At 58.4% G+C, this 18,788-nt stretch carries 16 protein-coding genes and 1 pseudogene; 9 read left to right on the top strand and 8 right to left on the bottom strand.

The features are described from left to right. The first annotated feature begins 34 nt into the window (after positions 1–34). Positions 35–1,381, top strand: a complete 1,347-nt coding sequence (locus tag ANT_RS15035; protein WP_013561381.1) for a family 4 glycosyl hydrolase — start codon at positions 35–37, stop codon at positions 1,379–1,381. A gap of 56 nt (positions 1,382–1,437) precedes the next feature. On the opposite strand, the gene ANT_RS15030 is transcribed toward ANT_RS15035, so the two are convergent. The 5 genes from ANT_RS15030 to ANT_RS15010 all read right to left on the bottom strand — a co-directional run bounded on the left by ANT_RS15030 (position 1,438) and on the right by ANT_RS15010 (position 7,208). Continuing rightward, the gene (locus tag ANT_RS15030) at positions 1,438–2,514 is read right to left on the bottom strand and encodes a L,D-transpeptidase (RefSeq protein WP_013561380.1); all 1,077 of its coding nucleotides are present in this window, start codon (positions 2,512–2,514) and stop codon (positions 1,438–1,440) included. A 3-nt stretch (positions 2,515–2,517) separates the two neighbouring features. Continuing rightward, entirely contained in the window at positions 2,518–3,594 is a 1,077-nt protein-coding gene (locus ANT_RS17765) for a L,D-transpeptidase (protein ID WP_013561379.1), read from the bottom strand. A 1-nt stretch (position 3,595) separates the two neighbouring features. Beyond that, positions 3,596–4,396, bottom strand: coding sequence for an N-acetylmuramoyl-L-alanine amidase (locus ANT_RS15020; RefSeq protein ID WP_013561378.1), 801 nt, complete (start codon positions 4,394–4,396; stop codon positions 3,596–3,598). 102 nt (positions 4,397–4,498) lie between these two features. Then, the gene (locus tag ANT_RS15015) at positions 4,499–6,136 is read right to left on the bottom strand and encodes a PH domain-containing protein (RefSeq protein WP_013561377.1); all 1,638 of its coding nucleotides are present in this window, start codon (positions 6,134–6,136) and stop codon (positions 4,499–4,501) included. An 82-nt stretch (positions 6,137–6,218) separates the two neighbouring features. Further along, positions 6,219–7,208, bottom strand: coding sequence for an MBL fold metallo-hydrolase (locus ANT_RS15010; protein WP_013561376.1), 990 nt, complete (start codon positions 7,206–7,208; stop codon positions 6,219–6,221). A gap of 183 nt (positions 7,209–7,391) precedes the next feature. Between ANT_RS15010 and ANT_RS15005 the strand changes: the two genes are divergently transcribed. Both ANT_RS15005 and rsmG read left to right on the top strand, forming a co-directional pair. Continuing rightward, complete coding sequence (locus ANT_RS15005; protein WP_013561375.1) at positions 7,392–8,507, top strand: glycosyltransferase family 87 protein; 1,116 nt, start codon at positions 7,392–7,394, stop codon at positions 8,505–8,507. A gap of 42 nt (positions 8,508–8,549) precedes the next feature. After that, a complete protein-coding gene (gene rsmG / locus ANT_RS15000) occupies positions 8,550–9,278 on the top strand; it encodes a 16S rRNA (guanine(527)-N(7))-methyltransferase RsmG (RefSeq protein ID WP_041455088.1) in 729 nt (242 codons plus the stop codon). Between the two features lie 197 nt (positions 9,279–9,475). Here the strand turns inward: rsmG and ANT_RS14995 are convergent, their stop codons facing one another. Together ANT_RS14995 and ANT_RS14990 are read right to left on the bottom strand one after the other, a co-directional pair. Then, positions 9,476–10,837, bottom strand: coding sequence for a hypothetical protein (locus ANT_RS14995; RefSeq protein WP_013561373.1), 1,362 nt, complete (start codon positions 10,835–10,837; stop codon positions 9,476–9,478). 119 nt (positions 10,838–10,956) lie between these two features. Then, a complete protein-coding gene (locus tag ANT_RS14990) occupies positions 10,957–11,802 on the bottom strand; it encodes a maleylpyruvate isomerase N-terminal domain-containing protein (protein WP_013561372.1) in 846 nt (281 codons plus the stop codon). 201 nt (positions 11,803–12,003) lie between these two features. Here ANT_RS14990 and ANT_RS14985 point away from each other — a divergent pair, with 201 nt between their 5' ends. From ANT_RS14985 to ANT_RS14970, 4 genes and pseudogenes are all read left to right on the top strand, one after another. Next, positions 12,004–12,390 (top strand): response regulator, encoded by a 387-nt coding sequence (locus ANT_RS14985; RefSeq protein ID WP_013561371.1) that lies wholly within the window; start codon positions 12,004–12,006, stop codon positions 12,388–12,390. A 126-nt stretch (positions 12,391–12,516) separates the two neighbouring features. After that, positions 12,517–12,999 (top strand): annotated as a pseudogene (locus ANT_RS14980) (PDDEXK family nuclease); the annotation flags it as partial. Between the two features lie 197 nt (positions 13,000–13,196). Further along, a complete protein-coding gene (locus ANT_RS17620) occupies positions 13,197–13,418 on the top strand; it encodes a helix-turn-helix domain-containing protein (protein WP_172634638.1) in 222 nt (73 codons plus the stop codon). A gap of 397 nt (positions 13,419–13,815) precedes the next feature. Continuing rightward, positions 13,816–14,265 (top strand): DUF5655 domain-containing protein, encoded by a 450-nt coding sequence (locus ANT_RS14970; protein WP_155818179.1) that lies wholly within the window; start codon positions 13,816–13,818, stop codon positions 14,263–14,265. Positions 14,266–14,580: 315 nt separating this feature from the next. On the opposite strand, the gene ANT_RS14965 is transcribed toward ANT_RS14970, so the two are convergent. Beyond that, positions 14,581–17,007: an endonuclease MutS2 gene (locus tag ANT_RS14965; protein ID WP_013561369.1), complete on the bottom strand. Its 2,427-nt coding sequence runs from the start codon at positions 17,005–17,007 to the stop codon at positions 14,581–14,583. A 431-nt stretch (positions 17,008–17,438) separates the two neighbouring features. Between ANT_RS14965 and ANT_RS14960 the strand changes: the two genes are divergently transcribed. Together ANT_RS14960 and ANT_RS14955 are read left to right on the top strand one after the other, a co-directional pair. Next, positions 17,439–17,837: a hypothetical protein gene (locus ANT_RS14960; RefSeq protein WP_041455087.1), complete on the top strand. Its 399-nt coding sequence runs from the start codon at positions 17,439–17,441 to the stop codon at positions 17,835–17,837. 49 nt (positions 17,838–17,886) lie between these two features. Further along, positions 17,887–18,696, top strand: a complete 810-nt coding sequence (locus ANT_RS14955; RefSeq protein WP_172634560.1) for a transposase — start codon at positions 17,887–17,889, stop codon at positions 18,694–18,696. Positions 18,697–18,788: the final 92 nt, after the last annotated feature.

Here is an 18,788-nt window from a genome sequence, read left to right as displayed (position 1 = left end):
CTTTTGAACTTTTTAAAAATGGAGTGAAGCGCACATGAAGAAAACGATTGTTCTCATTGGAGCCGGAAGCGCTCAGTTCGGTTATGGCACCATTGGCGATATTCTGCAGAGCAAGGTCCTGGAAGGCAGTCACATCGTTCTGCACGATATTAACCCTACCACCATGGGCGTGGTGGAGCGCACTGCCCGCCAGTTTATCGAAGAGCACGGTTTGCCGTTTACCATTTCTGCCACCACCAACCGCGCCGAAGCCCTGCAGGGCGCCGATTTCGTCATCAGTTCCATCGAAGTGGGCGACCGCTTCGAATTGTGGGAGCAGGACTGGCGCATCCCTCAGCAGTACGGCATCCGCCAGGTGTATGGCGAAAACGGCGGTCCGGGCGGCTTGTTCCACTCCCTGCGCATCATCCCCCCGATTCTGGACATCGTTGCCGATGTGATGCGCATCTGCCCGGATGCCTACGTGTTCAACTTCTCCAACCCGATGAGCCGCATCTGCACCACCGTGCACCGTGCCTTCCCCGATGCCAAATTCATCGGCCTGTGCCATGAGATTGGCTCTCTGCGCCGCTTCCTGCCCGAAATTCTGGGCGTGCCGTACGAGGCGCTGGAAGTGCGCGCGGGCGGCTTGAACCACTTCAGCGTGGTGCTTTCGGCAAAGTACAAGGATACCGGCAAGGATGCCTACCCCGATATCCGCGCCAAAGCCCCGGCGTTCTTTGCCAACATGCCGTCGCTCAGCGCCGAGCACAAGTACTTCAAGGAAACCGGCAAATGGCCCGAGACCAAAGAGGACTTTGCCCACGTGGAGACCGAAGCCTGGCCCGAGCGGCGCGTCTTCCAGGTCATTCTGGAAAAATTCGGGCTGATGCCCATCACCTCCGACAGCCACTTTGGCGAGTACATCCAGTGGGCGTACGATGTCACCGATCACCGCGGGATTCTGGACTTCTACCGCTTCTACAAGCAGTACCTGTCCACCGTCCAGCCCAAGATTGAACTGACCCTCAAAGAGCGCGTGGTGCCAATTATTGAAGGCATCCTCACCGATGCGGGCTACGTGGAAGAAGCCGTCAACATCCCCAACAAGGGCTTGATTGACGACCTGCCCGAGTGGATTGCCGTGGAAGTGCCCGCTATCGTGGACAAGAACGGCGTGCATGGCATCCCGCTGGGCAAACTGCCCGCCGGTTTCAAGGGCTTGCTGATGAATCAGGTGGCTGTCCACGACCTGACCGCCGAAGCCGTGATTCACAAGTCCAAAGCCCTGGCTCTGCAGGCGCTGATGGTAGATCCGGTGGTGGATATCTACCAGGGCTTGGAAGAACTGCTCGACACGATGATTGAGTATCAGGAAAAGTGGCTGGGCTACCTGAAATAAGCCACTGAAGGTTGCCTCAGGCATCCCCCCGAACCATGTTCGGGGGGATGTTTTTTTTATCCTCTCACCACCACACTTGTCCCGGTATCTTCCCACCAGGTGACCTGGTCGAAAGGCACGGCGGGGTGCGTCCAGCGGTAAATCCAGCGGGCGGCGGCGGGGGAGAGGTTGATGCACCCGTGACTGCGCGGCTTGCCGAAGTCGTTGTGCCAGTACGTGCCGTGAAACGAGATGCCGCTTTCGGTCAGGTAGCACACCCAGGGCACGCCGGGCAGGTCGTAACTGTTGGGGGCGGCTAAATCGCCGGATGCCATGTGGCGCGAGGGGCGCTTGCGGTTGGTGAGGTAGCGTCCCTGCGGGGTGGAGTAGTCGCCGTCAATGAACTTGCCGCCGGTTGCCGCGCGGGTGATCAGCACCGGTTCGTCGTTTTCGTAGGCAATCACCAGTTGATCCTTCAGCCAGACCTCGATGCGTTTGGCTTCGGGGGGCACGGTTTCGGCAAGGGGGGCAATCTCTTCCGGCTTCAGCAGGTGCAGATGCTCGGCGCGGGCGTAATACACCCGCTTGAACTTGTCATCCCAGAGTTGATACCACACCGCGCCTTCGCCGTCCTTCAGCACTTTCTGCACCCAGTGGACGGTGCTGTAGTACAGGCGGTAGCCCGGGCGGTCAGGACGGTTGAGGTCGCGCAGAGTGTCGGTGTAGGGGACGGTGACTTCCGCCAGCCAGCCGGTGGGCGGCACGGATGCCGCAGGCGGGTTGAGGCGCACCTCTACGGGCTGGAGTTTGCCCGAGTGGGCAAAGCCCTTGCCCTTGAGGTGATACCACACGCGGTTGTGGGCGGGCTGTTCATCGCCGATGACCACCTCGTCCACCTCAAAGACCAGGTCGCGCCAGTACACCTGACGCAGGGCGGCAGAGAACGAGGGACGGTCGTACACCGCCACGTGGTCGTCCACACAGCGCACACGGCTCACGGCTGGACCGTCGGGGGGATGGTTGAGGCGCTCCCGGCGGGTGTAGGGGTCGAGGAAGGGCAGGGCGAACAATCCCAACGCGCCTCTGCCCAGCCAGCGCAGGAACTCGCGCCGCGAAAGGTGAGCCAGGTCGGAAGCGAAGAGCGTATCGGTCATGCCTCAATCGTGGATGTTGACCAGCGTTCCCACCGATGCCCAGTTGTAAAGCCAGCCGGCATCCTCGGTGCGCAGGTTGACACATCCGTGGCTCATCGGCGTGCCGAAGTTGTTGTGCCAGTAGGTGCCGTGCAAGCCGTAGCCCTTGTAGAAGTACATCACATAAGGCACGTCGGGCAGGTAGTAGCCCGGACCGGACATATCGGCGTAGCGGTATTTGACATAGATGCGGAACTGTCCCTGCACGGTGGGGTGGAGCCAGGTACCGGTGGAGACAATAAAGGAATTGACCAGCGTATCGCCCTCGTAGGCGTAGAGTTTCTGCTCGGAGAGATCCACGTCAATCCAGCGTCCATCGGCTTCAATGGGCGGGGCGGGTGCGTCCCGCTGAGGTTCGGGGGTATCGGTCGGCTCGGGAGTGTCGGTGGGGTCGGGAGTGTGGGTGGGGGTGGGCGTGGGCGTCTCGGTGGGAGTTGGCGTGGGGGTGGCGGTCGGCGTGGCAGTGGGGGTGGCGGTGGGGGTGTGGGTGGGGGTGAGGGTAGGCTTGAGCAGTGCCATGGCGGGGCGTTCGGCGGCGTAAGCCCGCGTCCAGGGTGCCCATCCACCGGTAAATCCCAGAGTAATCACGGTCAGCATTACCAGAAAGAGAGCCAGCGCCATGCCCTGAACGGTACGCATCCACTTCTGCGGCAGGGTGAAGGGGCGCGGGGCGGTTGCCGGGGCGGGAGCGGCAGGCAGGGGGCGGGTTTCTTCCAGGTCAAGGGCGGGCAGGGTCAAGCCGGGGTGGATGGCAAGGGAATACGCCGCAGGTTGGGCGCGCAGTCGGCGGATTGCCCAGTGCATGGCTTGGCGGGCTTGGGGGCTGGTGGGATTGAGTTCCAGCGCGCGGCGGATGTAGGCAACACTGCCCTGCGGTGAGGCTACCGCCGCCAGTGCCAGCCAGCCCTGCTCGTCTTCGGGGGCAAGGCGCACCGCTTGCTGTGCCCAGTACCGCGCCTGGGCGCGATCGCGCCGCCGCAGAGCGCGGATGGCTTGCTGGACGGCTTCGTGGGCAGTGCGCTCATCCCCGGGGGTGGTCATCTCATGGCGCCTCCCCTCCGCCAGGGTTGATGGTCTCGTTGCGCAGGTAGCACAGGATACCGCGCGCCACGCCCTCCGCCACCTGATCGGTCTGATTCACCAGAATGTCGCGATCCAGATTCATGAAACCGGTCTCGATGATGGCGGCAGGGGTGTTGGCACTGATTTCCCTGAAGGCGTGGTAATCGGTCATATCGGCGGTGACACTGCCGGGGTGATAGGGCAGGTTCACCGTACGTTTGTAACGATCCACCAGACAGGCAATCAGGCGTTCGGTTTTGTCGGTCTGCTGGTTGGCTTGAGCGGCGGCGACTTTGAAACCGGTGGCTTGATCGTTGATGTACTCGCAGGAATCGTTGTGGATGGACACCAGCACCAGGGCTTGATAACCGTTCAGGCGCGAGTCAAATTCCTGGAAAAGATCCACCTGAAAACCTTCCTGCATCAGGCGCTGTTTGACCAGCGTGGCAATCTTCAGGTTAAGGCTTTCTTCGCTCAAGCCGTCGGGACACACGGCGCCGGGGTCATGTCCCCAGTGACCGGCGACGATGCCGATGGGCGGACGCGGCGATGGGGTGGGCGTGGGCAGGCTTTCCTGCACATTGCGGGCGGCTTCCAGCAGGCGGTTGATGCGGCTCATGCGTTGAGCGGCAAACAGGTTGGAAGCATTCCAGAAGGTGAACACGGTAGCCACCAGTAAAGCCACGCTGAGCACGGTCTGCAGGTTACGCCAGGTGCTCACCGCCGGACTTTCACGGCGCGGACGATGCGAACGCTGAGAGGGAGAGGTACTGGTTGTCATATCTGTACATCATGGTACCGAAAAAGACAAAAAGAGGCAAGTTTTTCCCGCTCTTTTCGCTCTTTCGGAAGGCGGTGCAAGAACCTTGCCTACGGACTGAGATTAAGGCTCATCCTTCAGGCGGTGATACACCGCCAGCACTTCCAGAATGCGCTCACGATCCTGCGCGGCGGCTTGCTGGCGTTCGCGTTGCAGGCGCAGGGCAATACGATGGAAGATCTCCCGCTGAATCTCGGCGGGGTTATAGACATTATCGAAGGTCAGCATGGTATCGCCCACGCGAATGTACACCGTGCCGAAGTTGAGCAACAGACCAAAAATACCCAGGCGCTTGAATTCCACTCCCAGGATGTTGCGGATGGGCGCCGCCCGCCGCTCTTCGCTCCCCAGCGGTTTACGGCTGATGTCCACCACCTGCTCGTTGGTGATGAGGTAGATGTCGTTGTGCCAGTCCAGGTAGTTGTACAACAGCCAGCCCAGCACTGCCAGCGAAACCACAAAGAGCAACCCCAGCACACCCACCAGCGGGAAATTTTTCAGGGTTCCCTGCAAGGTAGCCACAGTCAGCCAGATGCCTGTTCCGACCAGCGTCAGCCAGATGACCCCCGGCAGGAAGGTGCGCCGCAGAAGGATGAACCAGTGCGTGCGGTACTGAATCATGTCGCCCTTCTCGTAGCGCAGGTGGAACAAATCGGCAAGGAAGGCTTGCAGGCGCGAAGGCTTGGCGGCGGGTTCGGGCGGTTTGGGAGCAGGCGGCGCGGGCGGTTGCGGATGAATCACCCGCCGCCGGATGGTTTCTTCCAGGGCTTTCATTTCCACCTGGCGCAGGCTGGACTGCGCGCGCTTGACCTGTTCCTGCACCAGCCACTCGACAAAGTAGGGCATGCGGATAGACTCGAAGATGATGGAGCCAAAGTAGGTGCGGATGCGCACGTTGCCAAAGCCAAAGATGCGCCCCCAGAAGGTGGTATCTACCTCGGTGGACTGCACCTGATCGTTGGGCGATTCGGTGCGGCTTTCGTACAGCAGGACAATGCGTTCCTGGAACACCACCCGCTTGCTGGTGACGATGTAGTAGTCGTTTGCCCAGTCGGCGATGAGCCAGACCAGAATGCCGGTGAAGACCAGCGCGCTGGCGATGAACAGAATCAGCCACAGGGACTGTGGCGAGAAGATTGCCGTCACGCCAAAGCCCGCCAGGATGGGCAAGCCCAGCAAGAGCAGGGGTAGAAGCCTGAGCCACAGGAAGATGGGATGCTTGCGGGTGATGTAGTGAACGAACTCTTCGGGGTTGACCCACGGCAGGGTGGTGCGCAGCATGAGGTTGTACGAGTCCAGCATCAACTGCAGGCGGGGGATGAGTTCGGGAATGGCGTCCACCACATCGCGGATGTGCCGCCCCGGCAGGCGCAGAAGGGTCACATCGCTCAATGCCTGCACGGTGACGCGGTGGATTTCGCGCGCCACAAACAGGTCGTAGCCAAAAGCGTCGCCCTCATCCAGAAAGCCCAGATTTTCCTCGGTGCGCGTTTGCCGCGAAAGGTGAAGCATCTGCAGGCGCCCCTTAAAGACCCAGTAAAATGCGGTGGCATCGCCGCCCTGCTCAAAAACAAGGTCTTCGGGGTGAAAATGGGCTTCCTCGATGCGCTCCGCCAGAAAGAGCAGTTTTTCCGGCGCAATGTTGCGAAACAGCACCAGTTTGGAGAGAAAATTGGCAATTTCCGAAGGCTCCAGCGCCATACTTCAAGTATAAATCAAAACGCGCGCCCGATGGCGCGCGCTCTTTCCCGAATTAAAGAAGCCCGTCCTGTATCGGCGTTTCTTACCCCTTGCGCTGGAGATTGACCGGCACCGGGCGTTCCTGCGGGGGAAGCGGTTCGGCTTCGTCGTACAGCGTCAGGGTCATGCCTTCCTGCGCCACCAATGTTCCAGGCTGGATGCGCTCCACCTGTTCCTGGATGAAGTCCAGTTGATCGTCACTGTACTCGGGGGCGTGGTGGAAAAGCACCAGGCGCTTTGCCTCAGATGCCTGCGCCGCCTGTACGGCGATGCTGATGGTGGAATGTCCAAAGCCCTGGGTGTTGGGCAAGCCCGGCACCAGACCCAGGTAGTGTTCATCGGTGTACTGGGCATCGTGGATGAGCAAATCCACACCGTGGGCAAAGTTCGCCAGGCGGCGGTCGCCGTTGACGTAGCCTTCAGTGTCGGTGGCATAGACCATGGCGTGGTTGCGCCAGTCAATGCGGTAGTGCAGGACGCCCTGCGGGTGGGCATACGAGCGCAGGATGCGAATCAGCACCAGGTTGGGGTCGGCGGCAGGGATGGTATCGCCTGCACTGAAGAGCGCCACTCCGCCCACCGATTCACCCACAAGAATTACATCGGTTTCGCGCAGGGTGGCAAAGCCCAGCCAGGCGTTCAGTTCCGCCAGGCGGATGGGGAAGTAAGGCGGGTTCATCACCGTGTCCAGGGTCACCTTGGGGCTGGAAGCCAGAAAGTCCGGTCCAAAGACGTGCAGGCGCGTGCTGGGCACAAAAGCCGGAGCAAAGAAGGGAAAACCCTGGGTATGGTCATGGTGCAGGTGAGAGAAGAGCAAAACGGCTTCCACAGTTTTGCCGCTGGCACGGGCGCGGCGCATCAGTTCCCGTCCCAGTGGGATGATGCCCGTCCCGGCGTCCAGAATGATGGTGTAGCCGTTGACCTGTACTTCCACACAGGGGGTATTGCCCCCATAACGCACGGTAGAGGCTCCGGGGACCGGATAACTCCCGCGCACCCCCCAAAAACGAATGGAAAAAGACCGCTCCGACATGACTCACCTCCCTCAAAGGCAGTTGAATCGTACTCCGGTTTGTCGCGGGTTTAAAGGAAAAAGTTCTCACATACGCAGGAATTACCACCCTATAGCCGCCAGTTTGCCGCAAATCCACCAACCTGACGAAGTCCTTACCGGCGCAAATGCCGGTATAATCGCTCTCAGCGGAGATTCTTTTTCATGCCTTCTTCCCCCTCCCTGCGTTTGCCTCGTGGTCTTATCCTGCTCGGGGCGCTGATTTTGTGGCTGGCAACGGCATATTTTGCTTACCATGCCTGGGTGCACGGTGCCGACCACCGCGATTTTTACCCCCGCTGGGCGGGGGTGCGCCGCGTGCTGGCGGGCGAGCGCGACCTGTACTCGGCAGAAGCCACCCGCGCCATGCAGATTCAACTCTACGGCGCGCCCATTCCTGCCGGGCGCGATCAGCAGGGGTTTGCCTACCCGGCGCAGTTGGCGGTGCTGTTGCTCCCCTTCGGGCTGATTCCCGATGTGGAAATCGCCACGGCGCTCTGGCAGGGGCTTTCCCTGCTCATGCTGGCGGGGGCGTTCTGGGCATTGCGGGCTTCGGTTTCTCACCGCCTGCCGCCGGGGCTTTTGCTGGCGCTGGCGGTGTGGAACTACCCCCTGCTGATGCTCTTTCAAGGGCAAATCACCGCGTTGTTGTGCATCATCCTTGCCGGGGCGGCGGCGCTTTTCCTCCGCCGCCGCGATGCTCTGGCGGGGGCTGTGCTGGCTCTTGGGGTGGTCAAACCGGAACTGATTGCGCTTCCTGCGCTGGCGTTCCTCTGGCTGGCGGTGCGAGAAAGACGCTGGCGCTTCCTCTGGGGCCTGGCGGGGGGCAGTCTGGGGCTTTTTCTGGTCAGCGTAGCGCTGGCGGGCTGGTGGATTCCCGGCTGGCTGAACGGGCTGAGCGCCTACGCCGGCTATGCCCGCGTGGTGTGGGCGCCCGCCGAGTTGTGGCGCATGCACCCTGCAATGGCGCTGGGGGTGCTGGCTTTTGCGCTGGGAATGGTGTGGCGCGGTCGTCAATCCCTGTGGGGCTTGCTGGGGGCGGGCATCCCCGCGGGGATGCTGGTGTTTCCCCAAACCCTCTTGTGGGGGCTCACCCTGCTGACCCTGCCGCTTCTGCTGGCGTACCGCCGCGGCGGGCGGGCGGCGGTGTGGCTCATCTGGATTCTGGGTTGGACGGCGCTGTTCATCCAGCCGCTGGCGGAGTGGTGGAAGGTGCAGGCGGTGGGCATGCCCGTGCTGACGCTGGGCGCGCTCTGGCTGGCGGATGCGCCGGAGAAGTAATGCCCCGGAGTTTCTCTGTTAGGGTATAATGTGCCTGCTTTTATGGAAGACCTGGTACGCTACGCGGCATCCCTGTTTGACCTGACGCTCTCTGCGCGGCAGGTGGAAGCCCTGCGCATCTACGAGCAGGAACTGCTGGAGTGGAACGAGCGCATGAACCTCACTGCCATCCGCGATGTGCCGGGCATCCGCGTCAAGCATTTTCTGGATTCTTTCTCTTGCGCGCTGGCATGGCGCGACAATCCCCCCGCCAGTTTGATTGATATCGGCACGGGGGCGGGTTTCCCCGGCATTCCGCTCAAAATCCTTTACCCTTCCATGCGCCTGACGCTGGTGGACTCGGTGGGCAAAAAGGTGGATTTTTGCCGTCACGTGGTGCAAAAACTGGGGCTGGACAGAGTCGAAGCCCTGCAAGCCCGCGCCGAAGAACTGGGGCAGAACCCGCAGTACCGCGAGAAGTACGACTGCGCGGTTGCCCGCGCAGTGGCGCAGATGAATATTCTGGCGGAGTACCTTCTGCCGCTGGTGCGGGTGGGGGGCATTATGCTGGCGCAGAAGGGCGAGAGCGGTCCTTCTGAGACGCACACCGCCGAAGGAGTCATCCGCCTGCTGGGGGGCAACGTACGCAAACTGATTCCGGTAGAACTGCCCGGGGTGGTCGAAGAGCGTTTCCTGGTGGTGGTGGATAAGGTGGCTGTTACCCCGTCCGCCTATCCGCGGCGGGTGGGTGTACCGGCGAAAAGTCCGCTGGACGTTAAAAAAATTCCCTGATTGGCTGAAGAATCTATTCCTGCAAAGGCTTGAAGGACGCGAAGGAAAATAACGTCCCCCAAGCCTGCCGAGGGGTACGCTGGCTTCGACAGGCTCAGCCAGCGGCTTCGACATGGCTCAGCCTTCGCCAGCGGCAGGGCGCACGGCTCATCACAAAAAAACTCCCGCATGGGATTCATGCGGGAGAGATTCATCTTTTACGGCGCCGGGGTGGGGGTGGGCGTTGCCGTGGGAAGCGGCGGCGGGGTAGCGGCTTCGGCGGGCATGTAGATGATTTCTTCCACATACAGTTTGGCGCTCTTGCAGGACGGCGGCAGGTTTGCCGAGACCAGGTCCCAAGTCAACTGCATGTTGGATTTGGCGGTGGTTTCGATGGCGGCGCTCAAACACCCCGGACCGGCATGGTAGTTAACCAGAGTGAACTGCCACAAATCCACGTAACTGGAAGTGCGGTTGGCTTTCTTGCCGGTGGCATTATAGATAATCTGCCCGACCTGATTGCAGTTGGCGATGAGATTCTCGGCAAAGACGCGCACGCTGAACTCGGACTGGTAGGGGTCAATGCCGCCGGGGCAGAGCGGGCAGGAAGCGTCCACCATGCGCATCAGCGCGCCGCGCAGAAGTTCCTGCTCTTCCCAGGTCAGGTTGGTGTAGCCCTTGCGGCAGACTTCCGGCAGAAGCACCTGCGGGCAAAATTGTTCGTAGAAGAAAGGATTCCACAGCAAGAGAGTGTCGGCGCCGGCGGGGGTCAACTGTCCCAGACCGGCTTCCTGAATGAGGAAGTAAATTCCGGGCCAGAACTGGCTCTCGCGGCTGAAGATGTTCTTGATTAACTGCGCCGGGACGCCGGTTTCCTGCGCCACATTGAGGATGACTTCGTTGAAGCGGTTCTGCCACTGCACCACCGCGGCGTAAGCCAGCGAAAGCCCGCAGTTGTTGGCAACCCACTCGTTTTTGGTGGAAAGCCCGCCATTTTCGCAGGCGCTGGCATCCACGGCTTTGTTCTTGATGAGCATGGCGGCGAGGAAGTACAGCGAAATCTTGGAGTAGAGTTGCTCTGGGCGCGAGGGGGTAGTCAACCAGTTGGGCAGACTGGCGTAATCGGGCACCATTTCCCACACGGCGGCGCACCCGCCGCCATCCCCGCGGGTTTGATAATTCTGCATGAACTTGTAGATGAAGGCGGTGGAAGGATCCTGGGCGCGGCGGGCGACAACTTCCTGCAGAACGGCGGCGTTACGCAGAAGCACGGCGGCGGCATCATCGGGCGGAGCCGCCTGCGGTTGAACGTTCTGACTCTGCGGGGCAGTTTGGGCTTCAGATTGGGGTTTCACCGCGGCGGGCTGGTTCTGGGCAACTTCCTGCGGGGCAGGCGGGGCGGACTGCAGAGATACCGGCGTGGGTGCCAGGGCGGTGATGTGCACACGCGGTGTTGCCAGTGCCGGTTGCAGTGGCTCTGCCTGTACCGTCTGAGGCTGGTGCGAACCCAATGCCAGCAAACTGCTCCCTATCAGGGTCAGGATGAGCATGACCAGGGCTGACTTCCGAATAGACAGCATCTACCCCCCTCTGGATAGATTGAAGAATGGGATGTACACCTAGTTTAGCATAAACTATACGATATGCCAACTTGTTGAAAATCACAAATCCATACTATTTTTGGGGAAAACGGCTTTTTTTACCCGTAAAGCGTGGCGCACATCATCAGCAGTTGCAGTCCGAGCGACTGATCGCCATGGATGACGGCGCAGGCGCGGCAGGTCTGCGGGCTGACGGCGCGGGTCATCAGGCGCCATGCCATGTCCTGTTCGATTTCCAGGAGTGCCTGCGGGGCATCCGCCGCGCCGCTGTACAGCCGCCAGCCGCTGGCGCGCTTCACCAGCGACCACTCGCCGCCTGCCTCGCCGGTGATGCGCAGGGTGAGGGTGGTGTTCTGCGGCTCGCGCACAATTTGATAGATATCTGGCAGGGCGCGTACCAGCGTATCGAACACCGGAAAGAGCCAGCGGCGCTCCACCAGCAGGGGCGCGCCCAGCGCCATGCGGATGTGTTGCTGGTGCGTCCAGCGTTCCACGTAAATGCGGGCTACATCCAGCCACACGGGGATGCTTCTGGCACCGCTCCAGGGCAGGGAGAGCACCGCCGCGCCTTCGGGCGGCAGGGATTTGTAGAAGGCGTACATCTGCTTCTCAACCAGTTCCAGCATGTCCACCAGTAAATTGGGGCTGATGCGCCGTGCCGCTACCACCCACTCGGCATTCAGGCGGTTGACGTGCGCCGCCAGTTCGGCGGCGTTGGTGATGGGGGCATCGGGCAGGCGCGGCGCCATGCGGTCGCGCTTGATGGAGAGGTCGCGCAGGGCAGTATCCAGCAGGTGCGCGGTGACATCGCGCACTGCCCAGCCGGTACAAACGGTTTGCTCCAGCCACTGCGGACGCCGTACACTGCGCAGAAGGGCAATCAGTTCAGAGCTCAACGGGGGCAACAATTCGACCAGATTCAGAGGTTCAACCGGGGTCAGCATGCGCGCTCATCTACCTTATGAAAAGAAATAATCTCGCTGAACAGGGGATGGCTTTACCCCTTGCAGGATTTCTTAAGGGGGTGCCGGGTGACTGCAATGGGACGGTAAGTGCGTTTTGAGGTTAGATTAAGCATAACATACTTTTGCCCTGCCTGAATGGTTTGACGCCTGCAAGGTTTTCCAGTATAGTTATTTACAGGTATGTCTGAACCAAACCGTATTCTGGTGATTGAAGATAACGCCGATAATCTGGAACTGGTGCGCTTCCTGCTGGAGCAGGCAGGATTTCAGATTATCAGTGCAATGGATGGATTGGATGGGCTGGAGAAAGCCCGCTCGCTCAAGCCCGATCTGGTTCTGCTGGATATGAGCCTGCCCGAACTGGACGGCTGGCATCTGGCGAAGCAGTTGAAGGAATCACCGGAAACCGCTCACATTCTCATTGTTGCCCTGACCGCCCATACCCTGCCCGGCGACCGCCGCCGCGCGCTGGAAGCCGGTTGCGACGGCTTCATCTCCAAGCCGCTCAACGTGGCGCGCTTCGCCAGCCAGATTCAGGAATATTTGCGCAATAACAGTACCGATTAAGGTGAGTGGCTGTGAGCGTGTTTTTTTAATTTCTGCCAAGTTTGATATTTTGTTGTTTGACTATATGGTGGGAGATACAAGATAAAAGCCATTGTACTATTTTGAAACCTGGAATTAAGAAGTTTTATGCCACTATTTGAAATAAAGGATCGTAAATTAACTGGTCTATCCCAAACCAATTTCGCGTTTGAAAAGGAATTGCAGACGCTTATAGAGCGTAATCTTGAAACTGTGTTTAATTGTCGATTAATACAGTCGGAATTTTCCACAGGTGTACAGCATTCAGGTAGAATCGATACTCTGGCATTATCAGAAGACAATAATCCTGTAATCATTGAGTATAAGAAAATTGAATCTTCTGAGTTAATTAATCAAAGTTTATATTATCTGGCTTGGCTAAAAGACCACAAAGGAGATTTTGAAAGAGCTGTTCAAAAAGCAATAAGAAATTCAGTTGATGTAGATTGGTCCGAAATTCGTGTGATTTGTATTGCACCAAATTACAAAAAATATGATTTGTATGCTGTCCAAATGATGGGCGCAAATATTGAACTTTGGACATATCATCTCTTTGACAACCGCTTATTGTATCTTGAAAAAGTAATACAAACTGGGTACACTCCCTTGGTAGGGGAGTGGATAAAATTCTGGATTAGAATAGAGATATGCCAACCTGTCCAAAATGCCAACAAACAGAACGACAGAATAAAGCCGGGAGAACCGAGTCAGGCGCTCAGCGCTACAAGTGTATGCGCTGTGGGCACAAATACACACCTGAACCGAAACCGCGCGGATACCCGGAAGAGATGCGCAAGCAAGCCTTGCAGATGTATGTAGATGGGATGAACTTGCGACGGATCGCCCGTCATTTGGGGGTTCATCACCGCACCGTGTCGTTGTGGATCCAAGCCTACGCCGCACGAATTTCTGAAGTGCCCCTGCCTGAAGAGGTTAAGGAAGTGGAAATGGACGAACTGTTCACCTTTATCGGGCATAAAAAAACCGGATCTACATCATCACCCTTGTAGATCGGCACACGCGCTGTTATTTAGCCTGGAAAGTGGTCTGGGAACGCACAGACAGCGCCATCCAAGAGATGGTAGATGAGGCTCCCAAAGCAAAACAATACTTCAGTGATGCCTTTGACGCCTATAACCGGCTATGGTACCATGGCGGGCGATACGCAGTCTCGGAAGGGAAGAGAGAAACCTACTCTGTGGAAGGGGATAATGCGGAACTACGTCACTACCTGGCTCGTTTAGCACGCTCCTCCCGCTGTTTCTCACGCTGTCGGTTTGCCTTAGAATGCGCCTTGCGTTTATTTGCGTATTGCTTCAATTCTCGCCAATTATATAGACAACGTTATCCAGCATATCCTGCTCATGTCATGGAGTTCATTCCCCCAGTATTTTAGCCACTCCCCCCTTGGTCAGTGAAGAAAGGCAAGCTGTAATTAATGGTAAAAATCCCGTTATGGTTGCGGCTGGTAAAAAAGCCGCTCTTACAAGAGCAACGGCTGTTTATACGTTTGAAGAACATCTAGAAGGTAAAAGTGATGGAATTAAAGAATTAGCCTTTGCTATTCAAGAGTTTATAACTGGATTGGATTCGACCATTCAGGAAGTCCCAAAAAAGAACTACATTGCTTATAAGACATCGCAAAATATTGTTTGCATGGAGTTGCAAAATCAACGAATTTTGCTTTATTTGAAGTTGAATCCAAAAGAGATCAGCAATCCGCCTAAAATTTCGAGAGACATGACAGGTAAAGGCCATTATGGCTCGGGCGATTTCGAAATCTCTGTGAAAAGCATGGAAGATTTTGAAGTTGCTAAACCTTATATCTTAATGGCTTATCAAAAATTAGGGGGGTAAAAAAGGAAAACAAAAATCAACGCTCCGCGGGGTGTCCCTTGCGGAGCGTTTTTTTCAGTTTGGGGTGGGGATATGGTTTTAATTTTTTACCGCAAAGACGCAAAGGGCGCGAAAAGGGAAGGCGCACGGTGAGCCTGCCGAGGGGTGCGTTAACAAGTTCGCCATGCGGTTGGATGTCCTCGACTGGCTCGGACATCGGTTCATCGTGCGCGTCTGCACCTCGAGCCTGTCGAGGGGTGCGGCGATGTCATTGCGAGGGAGCCCGTCAGGGCGGCCGAAGCAATCTCCTTAAATTTCCTTACAGAACGGGAACGCTCAATCCACTTTGAGGCGGGCAATGGTCACGCCCTCGCCGCCTTCGCGGTCTTCGCCCGGGCTGTGGCTCTTCACATGGGGTGAGGCGTCCAGCGCCTGGCGGATGACCTGACGCAGTTTGCCGGTGCCTTTGCCGTGGATGATGCGCACAAAGGGTAAGCCTGCCAGCACTGCCGCTTCCAGGTAGCGCTCCAGCGCGTCCAGCGCGTCCTCAGCCAGTTGACCGCGCAGGTCAATCTCCATGCCCGGTGAGGGGTAGTACACGCTGACTTCGGCGGGGGCGGCGGTTTTGAGGGTGGTGCGTCCGCGCGCGGCGGCTTTGACGGGCGCGGCGGGTTCGGCGGCGTCCTTCTGCCCGGGCTTTTGCAGGTCGCTGAGGCGGGCGCGCACGCGCAGGTTGCCCACCTGCACTTCGGCGTCTTCCTCGCCCAGCGCGGTGATGACCCCCTGCATGCCCAGCGAGCGCACGCGCACCTTATCGCCGGCGCGGAAGGGGTGCTGAGGGGGAAGTGTCGTTTCGCCCGCGGCGGGGGTGGAGACCAGCGCGGTGCGGGCGTTCTCCACCAGGGCTTCGCTCTTCTCGCGCAGGGGCTGAAGGGCTTCCAGCGGCTGGCGGGCGCGCATCAACTGGCGGCGCACCTCTTCGACTTCGCGGCGCAGGGCTTCGGCTTCCTGCTCGGCTTCTTCGCGCACCTTTTCCAGCAGGCGCTGGCGTTCTTCCTCAATTTTTTCCAGCCGAGCCGCCAGTTCGGCGCGCAGGCGCTCCACCTCGCGCTGTTCCTTCTCGGCGCGTTCGCGGGCGCGGCGGGCGGCATCCCGCTGGCGGTGGATTTCGTTGAGCAGGTTCTCGGCGCGCAGTTCTTCGGGGCTGATTTCGGCGCGGGCTTTCTCAATGATGACCGGGTCTAACCCCAGGCGCGAGGCAATTGCCAGGGCGTTGGAGCGTCCCGGCAGTCCCAGCGTCAGGTGATAGGTGGGGCGCAGGGTGTTCAGGTCAAACTCCATGCTGGCGTTGATCACTCCCGGGGTGTTGTGGGCGAAGATTTTCAGTTCCGGGTAGTGGGTGGCGATCAGGCAGGGGATGCGCTTTTCCACCATGTGGGCAAGGATGGCGCGCGCCAGCGCCGCGCCTTCCTGCGGGTCGGTGCCGGCGCCCAGTTCGTCAAACAGCACCAGGGTATGCGTGTTGGCGCGCCGCAGGATGCGGGAGATGTTCTTAATATGCCCGCTGAAGGTGGAGAGCGACTGCTCGATGGACTGCTCATCGCCGATATCGGCAAAGACGTTTTCGAAGACGCTCAACTCCGAGCCGGAGCGGGCGGGGATGTGCAAGCCCGACTGAGCCATCAGCGCCAGCAAGCCCACCGTCTTCAGGGTGACGGTCTTGCCGCCGGTATTGGGTCCGGTGATGACCACGCAGAAGGTGTCCTCGTCGAGGTCCACGTCAATGGGCACTACCGTCTGCGGGTCCAGCAGGGGGTGGCGCGCCTGAATCAGGCGGATGGTGCTTCCGGGATGGTCGGGGCGGGCAGGATGGCGGTAGCGCACCAGTACGGGTTCGCTGGCTCGCAGGTCTTCAGCGTACTTGGCGCACGCCAGGGCAAAATCAAAGCGCGCCAGGGCTTCGGTGAGCGCCGCCAGCGCTTCGAAGTGCGCGCCCACCTGGTCGGAAAGTTCCGCCAGGATGCGCCGTTCTTCATCCCGCACGCGCAGTTGCAGTTCGTGCCATTCGTTGTTTAAGTCTACCACCGCCAGCGGCTCAACGAAAAGGGTGGCGCCGGACGAGGATTGATCGTGGATGATGGAGCGCACCTGTCCCTTGAACTCTGCCCGCAGGGGGATGACGTAGCGTCCGTTGCGCTGGGTGATGAGGCTGTCCTGAAGCATGGGGGCAATCCTGGGGTCGTTGACCATGTGCTCCAGGCGGGTCATCAGGCGCTCAAAAGCCACCTTGACCTCGCGGCGCAGGCGGGCAAGCGTCTCAGAGGCGCTGTCGAGGATTTCGCCGCGCTCGGAGACCACGCGCGAGATGGTTTCAATCAGTCCGGGGGGCGGGACGAGCGGCGCGGCAATCTCCGCCAGCAGGGGGAAGGTGCTTTCCTTGCGCTCCAGACTGCGGGCGATGGTGCGCGCCGAGATGAGCGTGTCCTTGATGGCGAGAAGTTCAGCGGGTTCGAGCACCCCGTGGCGGGCGGCGCGCTCCACCAGCGGACGGATATCCGAAGCGCCGCCCACGCCGATTTCACTGTTCAGGCTGAGCAGAAGGCGGGCTTCGCTGGTGATTTTTTGCAGGCGCTGGGCTTCTTCCAGGCGGCGGGTGGGGCGCAGGTTGCGCGCCATCTGCGCCGAAGCGCTGAAGGCGGCGTATCCCGCCAGGCGCTCCAGAATCTTGGGGTACTCTAAGATGTGCAGAGTCTTCTCGTCCATACCGCGAAGAAGTGTACCACGAAAGCCGGGGGACGGGGACAAAAAGACGGAGAGCCGTTCTCCTGCAGGGGGTCCGCAAAGGGCGGGAACGACTCTCCGTCAAGAAGTTACTATTTTATTGTGATAGATTGGCATTTGTTGGATGCCTTTCCCCTCCTTTCCTGGGGTTTCCGATATGACGCTCCCGAAAGAGCAAGACTTGCAGGGTTCGATATCATCACCTCCTTTTTGAAGTTATTTTTGAAGGAAATGTGATTGTGTTTTCTCTCCGGATATCACCTCCTTTCTGGTTTTATCATACAAAGAATGTGCCTCTTCTGCTCTCTCGCCAGTCTCAGATTTTTATCTTACTAATCTCACAATAATCTCACCAATTTAATTGTTGACCTCTACTCTGAATCATCTATACTGTTAATCAGTGGGGGCAGGCTATGAAACATTTTTGGGAAGATATACAATCGGGCTGGGAAAAAATCAAAAGTGCAATAAAACTGGAAAATATCTTTAAATTCGGTCAAATCCTGATTATCCTCTTTTTGTTACTGGTGTTGTGTTTTCGAATTAAATATGATTATGAATCCCTTCAACCTATTACCCAACAACATAAACTCTCCACAACGCCTATCTCTTCCACTTTAACCATTACAATCCCGCAGTTATTGCCTTTTCCGCTTTGGAAAACCCCAATGGTCTTTCAAGTTACCCCAGATATCCCTCTTCCCCCTGGAGAAACGATTTCTTTGCAACTTTTGATCTCTTCGGACGCGGTGATTTTTCTGGATAAAGACGGAAATGTCATATCAGACTTGCTCTGTTGCAATCATGGTTGAAATGTGGTAAACATACGGTATGACCACACGAGAAAGCAGATACGTCCGAGTGGCGAGGATCGCCTACCGGCTTGCCAAACAAGCATTACCGATGTATTCACATGCCAAGAGTCCCCATCACTTCACGTTGCCGCAGTTGGGGGCCTGTGTTTTGTTGATGTTCTACCTGAATCTCAGCTATCGCGACATGGAAGAATGGCTGCTGGCAAGCGATGCGGTTGGTAAGGAGCTGGAATTACCGCGTGTTCCCGATCATACGACCCTGCAACGTACCTACGCCAAGATACGCAAAGCGGATTGGATGCGCATGAACGAGACCTTGCTCGAGGAAATCGGACGGCCTGAAGAAGAAGGGGTGGCTGCCGATAGTACCGGCTTCTCACCCGGCCCGGCCAGTTCTTACTACCAAAGCCGTTCGGGAAAAGCCTATCGCCACTGGGCGAAGGGCGTTTATGCCGTTGGAATTGTCTCGCAATTCATCCTTGCGATGCAATCCGGCTGGGGTCCAGGTAGCGATGCCCCTTATCTGGGCTATCTGCGCCGCAAAGCCAGGCGGTTTGCCAAACGTCGGGCTTGGGTCTTGCTGGCCGATTCAGGGTTCGATGGTCGGACTGTCCGGCCTCAAGACTTGATTCCACCCGTTCGGCGAGGTGGAAATTTGCTGGCCCCTGAACGACGAGCAAGAAGCGAGCTTGTCTCTGCGGCTCGCCTGGATGGTCTCTATGGTCAACGCTGGAAGACCGAAACCGTGAATTCGGTCATCAAGCGCAAATTCGGGCAAGCCATCCGCTCGCGGAAACGCAGCCTGCAAAACCGAGAACCGATTATCAAAGGACTGGTCTACAACATACACCGCTAGGTGTATCTCTTCCTAACCTATCTTTGCAACAGAGCATATCAGACTCGCTATCTCTGAGCATTGGAGAAAAAAATCCCCGGAGTAAGGTCGCT

It is taken from the genome of Anaerolinea thermophila UNI-1 (assembly GCF_000199675.1).
Taxonomy (GTDB): Bacteria; Chloroflexota; Anaerolineae; order Anaerolineales; family Anaerolineaceae; genus Anaerolinea; species Anaerolinea thermophila.
This window is presented reverse-complemented; position numbering and strand designations above follow the sequence as displayed.